This window comes from Bradyrhizobium ottawaense, from assembly GCF_002278135.3.
Classification (GTDB): Bacteria; Pseudomonadota; Alphaproteobacteria; order Rhizobiales; family Xanthobacteraceae; genus Bradyrhizobium; species Bradyrhizobium ottawaense.
In genome coordinates this window covers 5,503,453-5,519,589 of the sequence record NZ_CP029425.2, presented here as the reverse complement: position 1 = coordinate 5,519,589, position 16,137 = coordinate 5,503,453, and the positions used below count along the sequence as shown (strand labels likewise).

General features: G+C 63.7%; 13 protein-coding genes. 9 read left to right on the top strand and 4 right to left on the bottom strand.

Translation table 11 applies throughout. The features are described from left to right. Positions 1 to 19: 19 nt before the first annotated feature. Positions 20 to 1,741 (top strand): FAD-dependent oxidoreductase, encoded by a 1,722-nt coding sequence (locus tag CIT37_RS26410; protein ID WP_095426530.1) that lies wholly within the window; start codon positions 20 to 22, stop codon positions 1,739 to 1,741. On the opposite strand, the gene CIT37_RS26405 is transcribed toward CIT37_RS26410, so the two are convergent. From CIT37_RS26405 to CIT37_RS26395, 3 genes are all read right to left on the bottom strand, one after another. Continuing rightward, the gene (locus CIT37_RS26405; RefSeq protein WP_095426531.1) at positions 1,724 to 3,259 is read right to left on the bottom strand and encodes a glucosamine inositolphosphorylceramide transferase family protein; all 1,536 of its coding nucleotides are present in this window, start codon (positions 3,257 to 3,259) and stop codon (positions 1,724 to 1,726) included. The two genes, CIT37_RS26410 and CIT37_RS26405, sit on opposite strands and share 18 nt — an antisense overlap. 28 nt (positions 3,260 to 3,287) lie before the next feature. Then, positions 3,288 to 4,463 carry a glycosyltransferase family 4 protein gene (locus tag CIT37_RS26400; RefSeq protein WP_038947968.1) on the bottom strand — a complete coding sequence of 392 codons (1,176 nt, stop codon included), beginning with the start codon at positions 4,461 to 4,463 and terminating at the stop codon, positions 3,288 to 3,290. A gap of 237 nt (positions 4,464 to 4,700) precedes the next feature. Beyond that, a complete protein-coding gene (locus CIT37_RS26395) occupies positions 4,701 to 6,047 on the bottom strand; it encodes a lipopolysaccharide biosynthesis protein (protein ID WP_028142498.1) in 1,347 nt (448 codons plus the stop codon). A gap of 467 nt (positions 6,048 to 6,514) precedes the next feature. Here CIT37_RS26395 and CIT37_RS26390 point away from each other — a divergent pair, with 467 nt between their 5' ends. Next, complete coding sequence (locus tag CIT37_RS26390; protein WP_095426532.1) at positions 6,515 to 7,738, top strand: FAD-dependent oxidoreductase; 1,224 nt, start codon at positions 6,515 to 6,517, stop codon at positions 7,736 to 7,738. A gap of 27 nt (positions 7,739 to 7,765) precedes the next feature. Here the strand turns inward: CIT37_RS26390 and CIT37_RS26385 are convergent, their stop codons facing one another. Further along, the gene (locus CIT37_RS26385; RefSeq protein WP_095426533.1) at positions 7,766 to 8,902 is read right to left on the bottom strand and encodes a GNAT family N-acetyltransferase; all 1,137 of its coding nucleotides are present in this window, start codon (positions 8,900 to 8,902) and stop codon (positions 7,766 to 7,768) included. Between the two features lie 649 nt (positions 8,903 to 9,551). Here CIT37_RS26385 and CIT37_RS26380 point away from each other — a divergent pair. The 7 genes from CIT37_RS26380 (at position 9,552) to CIT37_RS26350 (ending at position 16,122) form a co-directional block, all read left to right on the top strand. Next, positions 9,552 to 10,712, top strand: a complete 1,161-nt coding sequence (locus CIT37_RS26380; RefSeq protein WP_095426534.1) for a transporter substrate-binding domain-containing protein — start codon at positions 9,552 to 9,554, stop codon at positions 10,710 to 10,712. After that, positions 10,709 to 11,374: an ANTAR domain-containing response regulator gene (locus CIT37_RS26375; RefSeq protein ID WP_028142502.1), complete on the top strand. Its 666-nt coding sequence runs from the start codon at positions 10,709 to 10,711 to the stop codon at positions 11,372 to 11,374. Before CIT37_RS26380 ends, CIT37_RS26375 begins: the two co-directional genes overlap by 4 nt. A gap of 11 nt (positions 11,375 to 11,385) precedes the next feature. After that, positions 11,386 to 12,639 carry an urea ABC transporter substrate-binding protein gene (locus tag CIT37_RS26370; protein ID WP_028142503.1) on the top strand — a complete coding sequence of 418 codons (1,254 nt, stop codon included), beginning with the start codon at positions 11,386 to 11,388 and terminating at the stop codon, positions 12,637 to 12,639. 94 nt (positions 12,640 to 12,733) lie between these two features. Then, the gene (locus tag CIT37_RS26365; protein WP_028142504.1) at positions 12,734 to 13,606 is read left to right on the top strand and encodes an ABC transporter permease subunit; all 873 of its coding nucleotides are present in this window, start codon (positions 12,734 to 12,736) and stop codon (positions 13,604 to 13,606) included. 14 nt (positions 13,607 to 13,620) lie between these two features. Then, positions 13,621 to 14,685 (top strand): branched-chain amino acid ABC transporter permease, encoded by a 1,065-nt coding sequence (locus CIT37_RS26360; RefSeq protein WP_038947970.1) that lies wholly within the window; start codon positions 13,621 to 13,623, stop codon positions 14,683 to 14,685. Then, positions 14,685 to 15,401 (top strand): ABC transporter ATP-binding protein, encoded by a 717-nt coding sequence (locus CIT37_RS26355; RefSeq protein WP_038947971.1) that lies wholly within the window; start codon positions 14,685 to 14,687, stop codon positions 15,399 to 15,401. Before CIT37_RS26360 ends, CIT37_RS26355 begins: the two co-directional genes overlap by 1 nt. Then, positions 15,394 to 16,122: an ABC transporter ATP-binding protein gene (locus CIT37_RS26350; protein WP_038947972.1), complete on the top strand. Its 729-nt coding sequence runs from the start codon at positions 15,394 to 15,396 to the stop codon at positions 16,120 to 16,122. The genes CIT37_RS26355 and CIT37_RS26350 overlap by 8 nt, the downstream gene beginning before the upstream one ends. The last annotated feature ends 15 nt before the right edge of the window (positions 16,123 to 16,137 follow it).

Sequence of the window (16,137 nt, the reverse complement as noted above, 5' to 3'; positions counted from 1 at the left end):
TTCCTTACCATGCAAGATAATGCTGGTAGGGAGAAGCGTCTTGGAAACACGTCTGACGGCCGCGGTGCTCATCGTGGGCGGGGGGCCCTGCGGGCTGATGCTGGCCAACGAGCTCGGCCGTCGCGGTGTGTCCGCGATCCTGGTCGACGAGAAGCCGGGGACCGCGTTCAATCCGCAGGCCAATGCAACGCAGGCGCGCTCGATGGAGCACTACCGGCGGCTGGGTTTTGCCGACGAGATCAGGCGCGAAGGCCTGCCCGCGGACTACCCGACCGACGTTGCGTACTTCACCCGTTATGCCGGCTACGAGCTGGCGCGGTTTGCCCTGCCGTCCTCGTCGCGCGCGGGCGAGCTGATCAAGGGCATGTCGGGCTCCTGGAGCGCGGCGGAGCTGCCGCACCGGGTCTCGCAGAAATATGTCGAGGCGGTGCTGCGTCGCCATGCCGAACGGCTTGCCGGCATCAAGCTGAACTATGGCCACCGGCTGATCGGCTACGTCGAAAGCGATGACGGCATCGTCGGCGAGATCGAATGTCTTGAGGACGGCAGCCGTTTTCAGGTCCGGGCCAACTTCCTGGTCGGAGCGGACGGGCCGCGCTCGACGGTCCGCCAGTCGCTCGGCATTGTCTATGGCGGCGAGACCGGAACGCAGCGTGACTTCATGGGCGGCCGCATGCTGGCGGTCTATCTCCGCTCACCGGAGTTCTACGCGAGCATCCCGCATGCCAAGGCGTGGATGTACAATTGCTTCAACGGCGACCGCCGCGCCTTCATGGCCTCGGTGAACGGGCGTGACGAATTCGCGTTTCACACGCAGCTTCGGCCGGGCGAGGACGAAAGTGCGATCACGATCAACGAGGCCAAGGCCGCGTTCCAACGCGCGTGCGGCGCGCCGATCGATTGCGAGGTGCTGTCCTTCCTGACCTGGACCGCCGGTCACGCGCTGGTGGCGGACGGCATGCAACGGGGCAGGGTGTTCCTCGGCGGCGACGCCGCGCATCTGTTCACGCCGACCGGCGGGCTCGGATACAACACCGCGATCGAGGATGCGGTCAATCTCGGCTGGAAGCTCGCAAGCGTCGTCAAGAGTCTGAGCCCGGCAACGCTGCTCGACAGCTACGAGGTCGAGCGGCGTCCGGTGGCGCTCCGCAATACCGACTATGCGCGGCGCTTTGCGGACTCCCTTGGTCTGTTCGCACCGGCGCCTGAGATCGAGGACGGCACCGACGAAGGCAGCGAGGCGCGGCGGACGGCGGGCATCTATCTCGAGCAGCACGCCCGTGCCGAATTCAACATCCCCGGTGTCACCTTCGGCGGACGGTACCACGGCTCGCCGATCATCGTCTCCGATGGCAGCCAGCCGCCGCCCGATGCCGCAAACGTCTACGTTCCCAGCGCCTGCCCCGGTGGCCGCGCACCGCATGCGTGGTTGGACGATGGCGTGTCCCTGTACGACCTGTTCGGGTTCGAATGGACGCTGCTCCAGTTCGGCGAGATCGCGTCGTCTCACGCGGCGGTCACCGATGCCGTCCGCAACCTCGGCGTCGACGTGAAGCTCGTCACGCTGCCGGCATCCTTGCGCGACCTCTATGAGGCGGACCTCGCTATGATACGCCCCGACCAGATCGTGGCCTGGCGCGGCGGCGCGTCACAGGCCGGAACGCTCGGGCACGTCCTTGCCCGAGCGCTCGGACGCAGCGCAAGCGACAGCGCGCCGGCGGCTTCAGCCGGCGGTGTATGAACTGGTGCGCGGAGACTGAACGGCGGACGGAAATCTGCCCGCGAAGGCGCGGGTCTTGGGTTGGACACGCGATCCGTCGATCACCTCGAGCCGGCCGCAGCGGTTCAGGGTGTGGAGCTTCCTGCCGGGCCACACCGGTCCGGGCTTCAGAGAATGGCGCACGATCTGCTTGAAGGCGGTCGGCGACAGTTCGATCACTTCCGCCAGCGCGAGCGCAGCGCCGTATCCGTCGGTGCAGTTCTGAACCGGTCGCCACAATTTGTCATTGATCGTGACGAAATTCCCCGCCGGCCGCGTGCTCGCGCGGTCGATCAGGACCGGATTGCTGGCATGGGGCAACCAGGGGCCCAGGAGGTGCACGGCGTAATAGATCGCCAGCGAATCCGAGTAACCGCCGGCTCCGTCGCGCCAGGCGCCGAACAGATAGTTCAGGCCGTTGTGCCGCGTGATCGTGACGTCTGCCAGCTCAAGGCCTGACAGCAGCGTCGCGTGCCGCTCCCATTTGTCCGGGAACCGAACGCATTTGTAGAGGGCGACGTCCCCGTGGAGCGAGCTCTCCGGGATCATCCACAAATCGCCGCCGTCTTCGATCAGGAACGGGTAGGAGAGGTGCCAGGGCTCTTCCAGCACGGGCACGACTTGTCCTACCGGGCCGGTGTCGTTGAATTCGATCGCCGATATGATGCCTTTTCCAACGCGGTGATCGAGGTCTTCGAAGAAGACGAATGTTCGTCCCTGCCAGGTCATGGGAAAGGGATCGGCGTAGAAGTGGTTTCCAGGATCTCCCAGAACGTTCCAGCTTGGACCTGATAGATCTCCGGTCTGCCAGACGCCCGCGCCGTCATTGAAGCGCCACCCGACATGCCAGTGAGGGGCATAGCAGCACAGGCGATAAATCTCCTTGGCGATCGACACGGCAAGGCCGCGCGCAACATAGCCAACGGGGCCACGACGCGGGCCATCCGCTGCCGGACGCGCCAGTTGCGGCACAAGCCGCGGTCGTCCCGATAGGATCGCCGCCACCATGGTCAGGGTTCGCGCCATGACGGTTTCGAGTGCGCCGCTCAGGCCGGCGGCAATTTCTCCGGATGGATGGCCGCGATCGCGGACCGAACCGTCGACCTCGTTGACGATGTCGATCACCGGCAGGTCGCCAGTCAGAATGGCGGCGAGCGCGGCGTTCTCGCCTGCAACGCCATTGAACAGCGGACGGAGATACAGCCGAGCGGAGTCGTTCGGATCGCGCGCGCCGCCGGTGAAGTCGACGATTACGTCGGCTGTCTCGGTGCGAGCCCGCGTCGGTCCCGGAATGACGTTCAGCCTGTGGACGCTGCTGTGTTTGCCCTTGTGCAGCACCATGCGTTCGAGCTCGAACAGGGCGTCGAGACCTGCGGGCCGCGGCTCGGCCTTCGCCGTCCACGCGATTTGAACCGGAACTTCCCGGCCGTCGATCAGCAGCGTCTCGCGACCCATCCACCGCCGCGCGTACTCACGTTCACAGCGAAACTCGATGATCATGTCGAGCCCATCTATTCCAATCGTCCGGTCAGATGACCTGGCCGAGAATTCGAACGTATTCCTCCACCATGGCATCTACCGAATAGCGCAACCGCAAGCCTTTGGCGTTTTGTCGCAGTTCGTCGCTTTGATGTTGGTCCGTCAGCAGCCTGGAGACGGCCGCGGAGAGCTTCGCATGATCGGAAGCGTCGACGAAGAGTGCCGTCGGTCTTCCTTCGTAGGACAACACTTCGCGCAGGACGGGAAGATCGGTGACGACGGAGGGAACACCGGCGTTCGCAGCCTCGACCGCGGCCAGACCGAAGGTCTCGGCCTGTGTCGGGAATACGAACACGTCCAGGCAGGCGAGAAAGTCCGCCATCCGGGTGGGCGGGATTTCCCCAAGCAAATGCAGCCTGTCCGACACCTTCAATTCACTCGCCAGCAGCTTCAGCCGGCCCTCGTCGGCTCCCTGGCCGGCAAGCGCAAGGTGCCAGGACGGCTGATCCGGTAACAGACGTATCGCCAGATCGAGACGCTTGTGCGGATGCAGTCTCGCTGCGCAGCCGAGCAATATGCGATCCGGCGGCAGGCTGAGTTTTTGTCGTGCGGCTTCCTTCGACAGGGTAAGGGCCTTGTCATCGAAGCCGTGCGGGACATGCACCATGCGCGACCGGTAGGCCGCGGGGTAGCGCGAATATTCGCGCTGCATGTCCTGCGAATTGAGCGTGATGCGGTCGAAGAAGCCAAGGCTACCCATGAAGATGTCGGCCGTGCGGACCGGCCAGCTCATCGACAGCGCGGATGAAACCTGATTGGCGATGACAGGTGCGCGGCTGACGAGGCGCGTCACGCCGCCGCCGATCACGTTGCCGAAATGCTGGAAGGTCAGGACGGCGTCGGGTTTGATGGTGCTGATATGGCGGCCGAGTGTCCACAGCATCCGCAGCAACGCCATCGGATTGCCCGGCCGGCTCGGCGCGCAGTAGAGCGTATCGGGCGGCTCATCGAAGGAATGCGATTTACGGAAGAAGAACAGATTGGTGACGCGGTAGCCGCGCGCGGTCAGCCCGGCGCCAAGAAGCCTGGAGATCTCCTGCGCTCCGGCGTTCTCGGCCTGGGTTTGCGCGAGAAGCACGTGCAGCTTTCGTCTGCTGCCGTTCGACCGCGCGGGTGCCGTCGCGGTCGTCTCGCCCAATTCCTTATTCGGCTGATAGTGGAGCACCGATCCCGACCCGCTAAAGAAACGAAATCTTCACCTTCTTAACTCCGTACCTATCATGCGGGGATCGCGCGGACACCGACTAGCAGCAAACGGAGTTAATGCCAGGCTTGGCAGTCGACATCGTTCCCGCAGGCATTTCGCTGGTTCCCGGCTGCTGCGCGGCGAGCGCGTTAACCAATCGATCTTGCGCGCGGCCAGCGCGTGATTGCGGACCATCGGGCGACGGCGTGATTGAGCCTAGTCGCTGGAGTCGGCGCCGCGCACTGCATAATTGCGGCGCTTCAAGGCGGAGAAGCGCAGCAGCACGAGGATCGAAGGATCCACCCCTGTTCGCCGGCGGCAGAGGACGTTCAGGGCGATGGTCGCGAGCGCCAGCGACACGGTCGCCGAAATCGCCGCGCCAAGCACGCCGAGCCAGGGAATGAGGATGAGAAAACCCACGAGCCGCAGCGCGACATTGGCGGCAACCACGGGAACGTAGATCCGTTCGTGGCCGGTCAGCTGCAGGATCGCAGCAGATGGGCCGCCTGCGGCCTGGATGGCCGTCCCGATTGCGAGCACGATCAAGACCGAGTGCTGCGCGGTGAAATGAGGTCCGAACAGGTTGAGGAGATAGGGGCCGCCGATCCAGATCATGGCGAGCCCGGCGACCACGCATAGCGCGGTCACCTCCGCCATCAGCTGCAAGGTTCGCTCGAACTCCTGGTGGTTCTTGCTGAAATACAGCGAGGGAAGCCGGCGGGCTCCGAACGTATATAGCGCCGCAGACAGCATGGCGAAGATATTGGCAAGGCGCGATGCGGCAAAGTAGATACCGGCAGTTACTGGATCCAGCATCCAGTACACCAGAATGACGTCGAAATACTGGTTTGCGGCTTCAAGAATGGATGCAAGCCAGAAGTGCAGGGCGCTCGAGCGCCAGCGGGACGTTTCGGAGCGCGCCGGCGTACCGCGCAAATCCGGCAGCACGCGCGCGATCGAAACGATTTGCGCAACCAGGCCCACCGATATGGCAATTGTCATCACCGCCATCAACTCGGCGGGATCGAGTTGCCGATGACCGAGCAGCATGGCGAGCAGAAACAGGACGACGATGACTCGCCAGAAGAACTCGCGATTTCCTTCGCCCGTGAGAATGCTGACCAGTGAGCGTGCGATCTGGCTGCCGAGCATTACGCCGGCATTCGCGGCCGTGTAGGCCGATACCGCAAGTATGAGCAGCCACCCATCGCCTCTCATGTTCGCCGCGATGGCGATCCCCGCGATCACGATCAGCATTGCGATCGAGGTAATCTTGAAGCTCGATAAGAGGACACCTTTGGTGAGATCCGGCCTGTCGCCGACCTGATACTCGTTCAGGAACCGCACCAGCAACGATTCCTGGCCGACCAGTCCCACGACGGCGGCGATCTGGGCAACCGAAAGCCAGGTCGCAAAGATACCGAAGCCGTCGGGCGACATCGTTCGTGCCGCCAGCGAAAACAGCGCAAACGCGAGCGCGCCGCTACCAACCTTGAGCAGGATGGTCCCGACGACACCGCGCGTGACGTCGCGCCGCATGAGCTGGAGGATGGATTTGATCATGAAGTTTAAGGAGCTGCTCTCTCCTGAAGAGACATGTTCCGATACCGGTGACAACCTAGCATGCCGAAGAAATGCGAGTGTTAATGCAGGGCATCCAGGATCTCGCCTGCGGCGTCGATGTCGCGGTCATGCCGGTTGCTTCACTGTGGAACATCACCGTCCCCATTGTCCCAAATAGACCAGGGCCGAGCTCAGGCCGACTGACGGCATAGCGCCGCATCGACGGCCGAGAAAGGCGAGATCAGCGGCTTGAATGCCGAATGCCTCCCCGGGACCGACCGCAGAACTGCCAGAAGCCGGAATTTACGGAGAATCCCGAGCAAGAGGCGTGCCGGCTTTAGTCCGGGCGGCCGGCTCCCCCGCTTCATTAACCTCGATACCGAGAAATGATCGCGTTTGGTCCTGCGATGCGACATCAGGCCGGAGAATTGCACGTACGGCTTTGGTTGACCGTGGGAGCCTGGATCATGACGGCGGATAGAACTGTGACCGAGCCGATCGGCGCAGCTGGCACTTCGACGATCGTTGCGGACATCGCGATCGTCGGTGGTGGCCTTGCAGGATCGCTTGCGGCGGCCGTGCTGGCGCGGGCAGGGCATCGCATCGTCCTGATCGACAAGCGGGCGGTCTATCCGGACGAGTTCCGGGTCGAAAAGATCGGCGGCCATCAGTTGGCGATGCTCCGCAAGCTGGGCTTCCTCGACGCGCTCGAAAATGTCGCTTGTCGATATGATCAGGTGCTCAATATCCGGGAAGGCAAGGTGGTCGATGTCAGCGTCGGCCAGGCCTACGGATTTCCCTATGCTGATCTCGTTGCCATGGCGCGCGGCCGGATCCCCGAGCCATCCGATCTGATTGTCGACGAGGTCACCGCGATCAGCTGCAGCGACGACGTCCAGCACCTCGAGCTGGCGTCCGGACGGCGCGTGACTGCGCGTCTCGTCGTTCTCGCCACGGGCATGGCGGCGGCTCTCGGTTATAAACTCGGTATCAAGCGGCAGATTCTGGCCGAGCGCCATTCGGTGTCGTTCGGTTTCACGATCGCCCGCCGCGATGGCGCGCCGTTCGATTTCGAGGCACTGACCTGCTATGGCGAGCGCACGGCCGACGGCATCGACTATCTCAGCCTGTTTCCCGTGCGCGCCGGCATGCGGGCCAATCTCTTCATGTTCCGCGACCCGACCGATCCGATCATGCGCGAGCTGCGTCGTGAACCGGAAGCGACCGTTCTGCGTCTGCTGCCGGGATTGCGGCCCTATCTCGGCGATTTCCGCGTCACCGACCGTGTCCAGAACTGGGTCATGGATCTGACCGTCGTCGAGGGACATCTCCAGCCCGGCATCGTGCTCATCGGCGATGCGTTCCAGACCAATTGTCCCGCCGCCGGCACGGGCGTCGCGCGCCTGCTGGTGGACGTCGATCGTCTGTGCACCGAATATGCGCCGAAGTGGCTCGCGACCCCAGGCATGGACCAGGAGAAGATTACGCAGTTCTATTCCGATCGCGACAAGATCGCGGCGGATCAGCAGTCCCTCAAAATGGCGCGCTTCCGCCAGGCCCTGACATCCCGCAACGATATCGGCTGGGATGTCCGGCGCCGGCTGCACTTCCTGCGGCGCAGCCTGACACACCGCGTCGATCAAATGCATCCCGGCTGGCTCGGGCGTGTTCGCGGGGCGTTGCGCGCCTGAGTTCCGCGGCCCTTCGCCTGCCGTTCTTCAGCGCGTGGGCGTCGAGGTGCGGGCGGGCAGGAGCCGCAAATCCGAGAGCCGCTTGGCCGCCAGTTTGAGCCAGGGAGCCTGCTTTAGCGCGAACAGGGCGATGGCACCTGCGGTGCTGCCGGCTTTCGTGATCGCCCACATCGGCGAGGGCTGTCCGCCGAACAGTTTCTTGTATGGCTCGTCACCGATGGTGAAATCGAGCATCTGATCGCCGCGCTCGATGCAATCCCGCGCTACCTGCTCGAACATCAGCGCGCCCAGGGACTGGCTCTTGTACCCGGCAATGTCGAAGGCGCTCATGATGATGAGGAAGCTGCCGTGATGGCAGAGGCCGAGCACGGCGGCGATCACTTCGCCGTCCATCTTCATGGCATAGAGACGCACAAAGGAGCCGAGCCCACGAAGGGCCACGTCGGAATAGAAGCCGAAATATTCGGGACGCTGGAGCAGATCTCCGTCGCCTTGCGCCTGAAAGCGCGGACCGCGAAACTTCCTCATCACGTCCATCGCCTCGAGCACGGAGGCGCTGTCGTTGCAGCATGAGAAGCTCAGCGCGCCCTTCTTCTGGAGCTGACGATATTTCTTTGCGAGCTCCTTCTGATAGGAGCGATCGATCGCACCGGCCCGCCATTGCTCGAACGGCGCGACCAGGACCGTCGCGTAGGCGTTGGTGTCCATCGATACGCGGCGCGATGCGGCCAGGAGGTTCTCGATCGGAAGCCGCCCGTCGGGCAGTTTGGTGATCCGGAGCAGATCGAAAGGGCGAACGAGGCGCCGAATCTCCGCGCATGCGTCCGCGTCATCGAGCAGTTGCGAGAACACTTTCGGGCTGCAAACCGGCGCCAGATAGTCGGAGACGCGGAGGTCGGCGAACTCGACGGTTCGGATCGGGCCGCGCCGGATCCGGAGCAAGGGCAGCACCATCGCAAGGGCGCCTGTCGCGCGGTGGCGGACCACGACGACCAGAGGTGTCGCACCCGCATCCGAAGCGAGCCTGGTGTAGAGGCTGTGCAGCCAGATTGGATGCTGGAACGCAGTGGCGGCCGAGCGATCAAACAGCTCGGCATATTCCGGAGACAGAAAGTCGAACGCCTGCTCGATGACGATGTCGAACGTGTTGCTAAGTTTGTTCATGCGCAATCAGGGAAACCGGATAATTCGCGAAGTCGATCGAGCCGTGGCTACGCTTTATAGCAGGGTCGTTACGGGCGAGACACCGGCGGTGTGCGATTTGCATTAACGCGCTCAACCACGTTCGTATCGTTACCAAATTCTTAAATCCCAGAGCCGTTTGGGCTTGGTCTCGGGATGAGATCGTGCAGAGGCGGCTCGATACCAGACGGGGCCCCCAAGGCCAGCTGAAGTTCACTCGCCCCAACGAAACCGACAGCTGGCAGAGACATCCGTCGTTCGTGCGGCAAGCGACGATGCTCTCGGCTGGGCGTGGGCCTCCTGGCAGCTCGGCACGCAGCTTTCAATAGCCCGCCGGAAACCGGACGTCAGGCGTGCCCTGGTGTCTCCGCCGCATCGAAGCGGCGCCCTTGGCTCGGCTGCATAGTTTTGCTGCACCACGATATGAATCGCGGCAGCTTTCGCTGCAATAACGCGCTTGACTTCGTAACTGATCTCAACGACCGTATCATGCAAGCGTTGGGCAGTTCAGCCCGTCAACGCAACGAGCTTCAACCATTTCCAACATCACGCTGATTTGGCGTGCTCAGTTGGCGGCGAGGGCGCCCTCGGCTTAACAGCCGGTGGGCGCTTTTTTGTTTTGGAACGAGTGATGGCGCGGACGAACTATCGGATCGGCGTGATGCTGTCGACGACGGGATCCTACAGCGTCGTTGCGCGCTCGATGCTGAACGGGGCGCTGCTCGCGTTTCGCGAAATCAATGCGGGCCGTGACGACATTGCGCTGGAGCCGGTCGTGGTCAACCCGGCCGGCGACCTTGCGAGCTATCGTTCGCTCAGCCTCGAGCTGCTCGGTTCCGGCGTCCGGCATGTGGTCGGCTGCTACACCTCGTCGAGCCGCAAGGAAGTGATCCCCTGCTTCGAAAAGTTCGACGGACTGCTGTGGTATCCGTCTCACTACGAGGGCTTCGAGAGCTCCGACAACGTCATCTATACCGGCGCCGCGCCGAACCAGCACGTGCTGCCGCTCGTCGATTATTTGGCATCCCGGGTCGGCTCGCGCGCCTTCTGCGTCGGCTCCAATTACATCTGGGCCTGGGAAAACAATCGCATCTTCCGGGAGGCACTCGCCGCGCGCGGTGGCACCGTGCTTGCCGAGCGGTATCTCTCGGTTGGCGACACCGAGGTCGACCAGGTGATCGCAGCGATCATCGATCAGCGTCCGGACTTCGTCTTCAACAATTTGATCGGCACCAGCGCTTACGCCTTCTTCCGGGCGTTCCGGACCGCCTGCCGTGCGCGTGGCATCGACCAGGCGGCTGAACTCCCGGTCGCGAGCTGCACCCTGTCGGAGCCAGAGTTGCCTGAGATCGGCCCGGACGCCGTCGATGGACATCTGTCCTCGAGTGTCTATTTCTCCTCGCTGAACTCGGCCGAAAACGGCGCCTTCATTCGTGCCTACACCACGTCCTTTCCGGATGGACCGGTCTCGTCGGCTGATGCCGAAGCTTCCTACATCGCCGTCAAACTGCTCGGAGCGGCCCTGTCACAGGCCGGCACCGACGACGCTCGCACGGTACGCGCCGCCGTCGCAGACCAGCGGCTGCACGCTCCGCAAGGCGAGGTCCGCATCGACCGCCAGACCTTCCACGCCTGGCTGACGCCCCGGATCGGCCGGTCGACCGTCAGCGGGCAGTTCGAAGTGCTGCTGGAATCGCGCGAGCCAATCGCACCGGATCCCTATCTCGTTCAGTCGTCGCCGCGCTTTGCCAGCGCAATGCGCTCTCCGCTTTTGAAGGTGGTGCAATCATGAGCTCCCGACTGCTACAGAACTTCAAGGGCGGCCGTGCCATCGTCGTCACCCGGCGAGGCGGATGGGAGAGCGCGCTCGAAACGACGCTGGCCAAGCTTGGCGTCTCCACCGAATATCCGGAGATCATCGACGGTCGTGCGCAGATTGACGTCGCAAGCCTTCAGGCCGAGCGGGACATCCTGTTCATCGACGGCGATCTCGAAGGCGCGGTAGCGATCGAGGTCAATCCCGGCTCGCGTTTGCCGCCGGTGCCGGTGATCGGCCTCGTCGGCGTCGAAGCGCCGAGCCGGCTCAAGGCGCTCGTCAATCTCGGTGCAACCTCGTTCCTGCGTAAGCCCGTGCATGGCGGCGCGGTCTACACGTCCCTGTTCATGGGCATCAACCAGTTCCTGCTGCGCGCCGAGATGTATGAGCGCCTTCAAGGCCTCGAGGAGCGCCGCCGCGGCCGGCGCGCGGTGATCCGGGCGGTCGTCCTGCTGATGCAGCAAGACGGCCTCGACGAGGAGGGAGCCTATTCCCAGCTCCGCCGCGACAGCATGCGCGCGCGGCAGAACATGGAACTCTATTGCGAGGAGTTTATGAGCAAGCGGGCGAAGCCGCCCGATACGTCCGGCCGCACAACCGGCATCACGCTGCAAGGCGGCAATAAGCAGGCCATCTAGGAGAAGCAAAAATGAGCAAGTCTGTATTGCGGGGGCTGCGTGCCGCAGCCCTCACGGGGACGCTTGTCCTCGGATCACCCCTTGGACCACAAATGGCACTCGCGGCGGAAAATCCGATCAAGCTCGGCGTGCTTGAAGATCAGTCCGGCGATTTTGCCGCAGCGACGATCGGCAAGGTCCACGCCATCCAGCTCGCCGCCGACGAAATCAACAAGGCCGGCGGCATCATGGGCCGGCCGCTCGAGCTCGTCGCTTACGACACGCAATCCGACAACACCCGCTACCAGGAGTTCATGCGGCGCGTCCTCCAGCGCGACAAGGTCGACGTCGTGTTCGCGGGCTTTTCGTCGGCCTCGCGAGAGGCGTACCGTCCGATCGTCGACCAGTTCAATGGCTTCGCATTCTACAACAACCAGTACGAAGGCGGTGTCTGTGACGGCCACATGATCGTGACAGGCGCGGTGCCCGAGCAGCAGTTCTCCACGCTCATCCCCTACATGATGGAGAAGTACGGCAAGAACGTCTACACGCTCGCGGCCGACTACAATTTCGGCCAGATCTCGGCGGAATGGGTGCGCAAGATCGTCAAGGAGAACGGGGGCAAGATGGCCGGCGAGGAGTTCATCCCGCTCGGCGTGTCGCAGTTCTCCCAGAGCATCCAGAACATCCAGAAGGCCAAGCCCGACTTCGTGGTCACCCTGCTGGTCGGCACCGCGCAGGCCTCCTATTACGAGCAGGCGGCCTCCGCCAACGTCAACCTGCCGATGGCCTCCTCGGTCAACGTCGGCCAGGGCTACGAGCACAAGCGCTTCAAGCCGCCGAGCCTGAAGGACATGTACGTCACCACCAACTACATCGAGGAGATCTCTTCGCCGAAGAGCAAGGAGTTCTACGCCAAGTTCAAGGCGAAGTTCCCGAGCGAGCCCTATGTCAACCAGGAGGCGGAGAACTCCTATCTCGCCGTCTATCTATACAAGCAGATGGTGGAGCGCGCGAAGTCGACCAAGCGCGAGGACATCCGCAAGGTGATCGCGCTCGGCGACGTCTGCATGGACGCGCCGGAGGGCAAGGTCTGCATCGACCCGAAGAGCCAGCACATGTCGCACACGATCTATCTCGCCAAGGTCGGTGCGGATCACGCGATCTCTTTCCCGAAAGTCTGGGAAGACATCAAGCCGTACTGGCTGGGTGAGGCCGGCTGCGATCTGACCAAGAAGGATCCGATGGCCCAGTACACGCCGTCGAATCCCCCGCCGAAACCGTGACGGCGGCTGGTTGCCCCGGCGTTCCCGGCACGCCGGGGCGACCCTCGAATATCTGCGACGACAGTCTCGCGCCTTCCCACATTCTGGTTGTTTCATGGACCTTGCGACCCTCGTCTTCTCTGCGCTTTATCAATTCGGCGACGCTTTCGCGTTCCTGGTGCTCTCGGCCTGTGGGCTCGCGGTGATCTTCGGCATGATGGGCGTGATCAATCTCGCCCATGGTGAGTTCATCATGTGCGGCGCTTATGTGACGGCCGCCACCGTGCATGCCGGCCTGCCGTTGCCGCTCGGAATCCTCGCCGGCACCATCGTGTCGGCGTTGGTCGGCGTCGTGGTGGAGCTGGTGGTCATCCGCCATCTCTACGACCGGCCGCTCGACACCATCGTCGCCACCTGGGGCCTCAGCCTGATCGCGACGCAAGGCACGCTGATCATGGTCGGTTCGACCATGGCGGGCGTCGGCACGCCGTTCGGCAGCTTTCAGGTCGGCGACTACTCCTATTCGATCTATCGCATCGTGCTGTTCTGCGCTGCGCTCGGTGTGCTGGCGGGGCTTTATGCCCTGTTCAACTGGACGCGCTTCGGCGTGCTGGCGCGTGCCACGATCCAGGTGCCGCACATGGCCGCGGCGCTCGGTGTCGATACGCGTTTGATCTATAGCCTCACCTTCGCCTGCGGCGCGGGGCTCGCCGGACTTGCCGGCGGCCTTTACGCGCCGACCATGACGCTGGTGCCGACCATGGGAGCAACCTTCATCATGGAAGCGTTCGTCACCGTGGTGATCGGCGGCGCCGACGTGTTCCTCGGCACGGCGCCTGCCGGCGGCCTGCTTGCGATCGTTAAGTCGGGGATGACGTCCTGGCAGGGGCAGCTGTTCGGCCAGATCGGCCTCCTGGTCGCGGTGATCATCGTCGTCCGGGTGCTGCCGAAGGGCATTTCCGGCTTCGTGCTGCGCGAGCGCACCTGACGGGGGATGGCGTCGTGACCGGTTTTCTCTCGTTGTTTCGCCGTCTCGAAGGACCGCAGACCGTCGGTCGCGGTCCGGCTTTCTGGGGCCTGTTCGCCGTCGTGCTCGCTGCCGCACTGGCGTATCCGCTGGTGAGCGACGGCTACACCGTCGGCAACACGGTCTACTTCTTCGTCTGGGTCTTCATCGCTCTCAGCCTCTGCCTGATCTGGGGGTATGGCGGCTCGCTGTCCTTCGGCCAGACCGCCTTTTTCGGGATTGCGGGCTACGGCTATGGCATCCTCACCATCAATTTCGGCTCGGCCTACGGCTTCACGCTGGTGGCGCTGGTGGTAGCCGTCGCGATCGCTGCGCTGTTCGCGATCCTGCTCGGCTATTTCATGTTCTTCGGCCGCATCGCCGGTGTCTTCCTCGGCATCGTTACGCTCGCCGTGACGTTGATGCTGGAGCGATTCATGGCCCAGACCGCAGGGCCGGAGTGGCGTATCGGCAGTGCGCGACTGAACGGCTTCAACGGCATGAGCGCGATGCCGCCGCTGACCATCCCCTGGCCGGGCGAGCCGATCGTGCTGTTCGCGGATGTCGGCCTCTATTACTTCGTGCTCGGACTTCTCATCTTCGTCTATCTGGGCCTGCGCATTCTGATGAACTCGTCGTTCGGCAACGTCATTGTCGCGATCCGGGAGAATCCGGAACGGGCCGAGATGCTCGGCTACGACGTGCGCAAATACCAGCTCATCACCTTCGTCATCGGCGCGGCGCTCGCAGGGCTCTCCGGCGTGCTCTACACGGTGTGGGGACAGTACATCACGCCCTCGAGCATGGGCATGACGGCGGCGGCGCTGCCGCTGATCTGGGTCGCTGTCGGGGGCCGCAGCGACCTGACGTCGACCGTGATCGGCACGCTGATGGTGCTGGCCGCGTTCCAGGCGCTCACGATCTATGGCAGCCAGTATGCGCTGGTGTTCATGGGCGTGCTGCTGGTGCTCACGGTGCTGATCGCCCCGAACGGCCTCGTGCTCGGGGCGATGAACTGGCTCGGCAGGCTCGTCGCCCGCCTGACGCAGAGGGCCGGCTGATGTCGCTGCTCGAACTGCGCAAGCTGAACAAGCATTTCGGCGGGTTGCACGTCACCAACGCCGTCGACCTCACGCTTCAGACCGGCGAAATCCATTGCCTGATCGGCCCGAACGGCGCCGGCAAGAGCACGCTGTTCCGCCTGATTCTGGGTGAGCATCATCCCGGCAGCGGCGAAATTGTCTTCGCCGGGGAGAACATCACCTCTCTGAAATCCTTTGCGCGAATCCATCGCGGCCTCTCGGTCAAATTCCAGGTGCCCGGCGTGTTCAAGGGTCTGTCGGTCCGCCAGAACCTGGAGATCGCACTTCAGATCCGTCATCGCGGCGCCGAGCTCGAAGCCGAGATCGACCGGCTGCTCGCCTTCCTCGGGCTCGGGTCCGAGCAGGCCCAGACGGCCGGCAATCTCAGCCATGGCCAGAAGCAATGGCTCGAGATCGGCATGGCGATCAGCCTGAAGCCGCGCCTGTTGCTGCTGGACGAGCCGACGGCCGGCATGTCGCCGGAGGAAACCCATCTGACCGGAGAGATGGTGCAGCGGCTCAATGCGGACGGCATGACGGTGCTCGCGATCGAGCACGACATGGCCTTTGTCCGCCAGGTCGCCCAGCGTGTCACGGTGCTGCATCTCGGCCAGGTCTTCGCGCAGGGCTCGATCGACGAGATCGTGGCGGATGAGCGCGTGGCGGCGATTTATCTGGGGCAGGCCCATGCTTGATGTGCCGCGCAAGGAGGTCATCCTCTCGACGCTGGCCTTGCGCGCCGGCTATGGCGGCAAGCCCGTGCTCCAGGGCCTCGAGATCGAGGTACGCGAAGGCGAGATCGTCGCCGTCATCGGGCGCAATGGCGTCGGCAAATCCACGCTGATGAAGAGCCTGATCGGCCTCGTGCCGGCGATGAGCGGCTCGGTCGTCTATCGCGGCGAAGCGGTGGAATCGCTGCCGGCGCACAAGCGGGCGCGCCTCGGCATGGGCTATGTGCCGCAGGGACGCGACGTATTTCCACGACTGACCGTCGGCGAGAACGTCGCGGTCGGCGCCGCGATCAAGGGCGGCGGCATTCCCGAAGCGGGCCGACGCAGGATCGTCGCGGCGTTTCCGATCCTCGCCGAACGCTGGCACCAGCGCGCCGGCACCATGTCCGGCGGCCAGCAGCAGCAACTCGCGATAGGACGAGTCTTGATCGCGAACCCCAATCTCATCCTGCTCGATGAACCGTCGGAAGGTATCCAGCCCAACATCGTCCAGGATATCGCGCGCAACATGGTCGAGCTCAACCGCAGCACGGGCGTGACCATCATTCTGGTCGAGCAGAACCTCGACATGATCCGCGCCATGGCGCAGCGCTGCTACGTCATGGACAAGGGCCGCATCGTCGCAAATCTCGATCGCGCAGCGCTCGACGACGAAGCGGAGATGCGGCGCCATCTCGCCGTTTGAACGCTGCCCTACGAC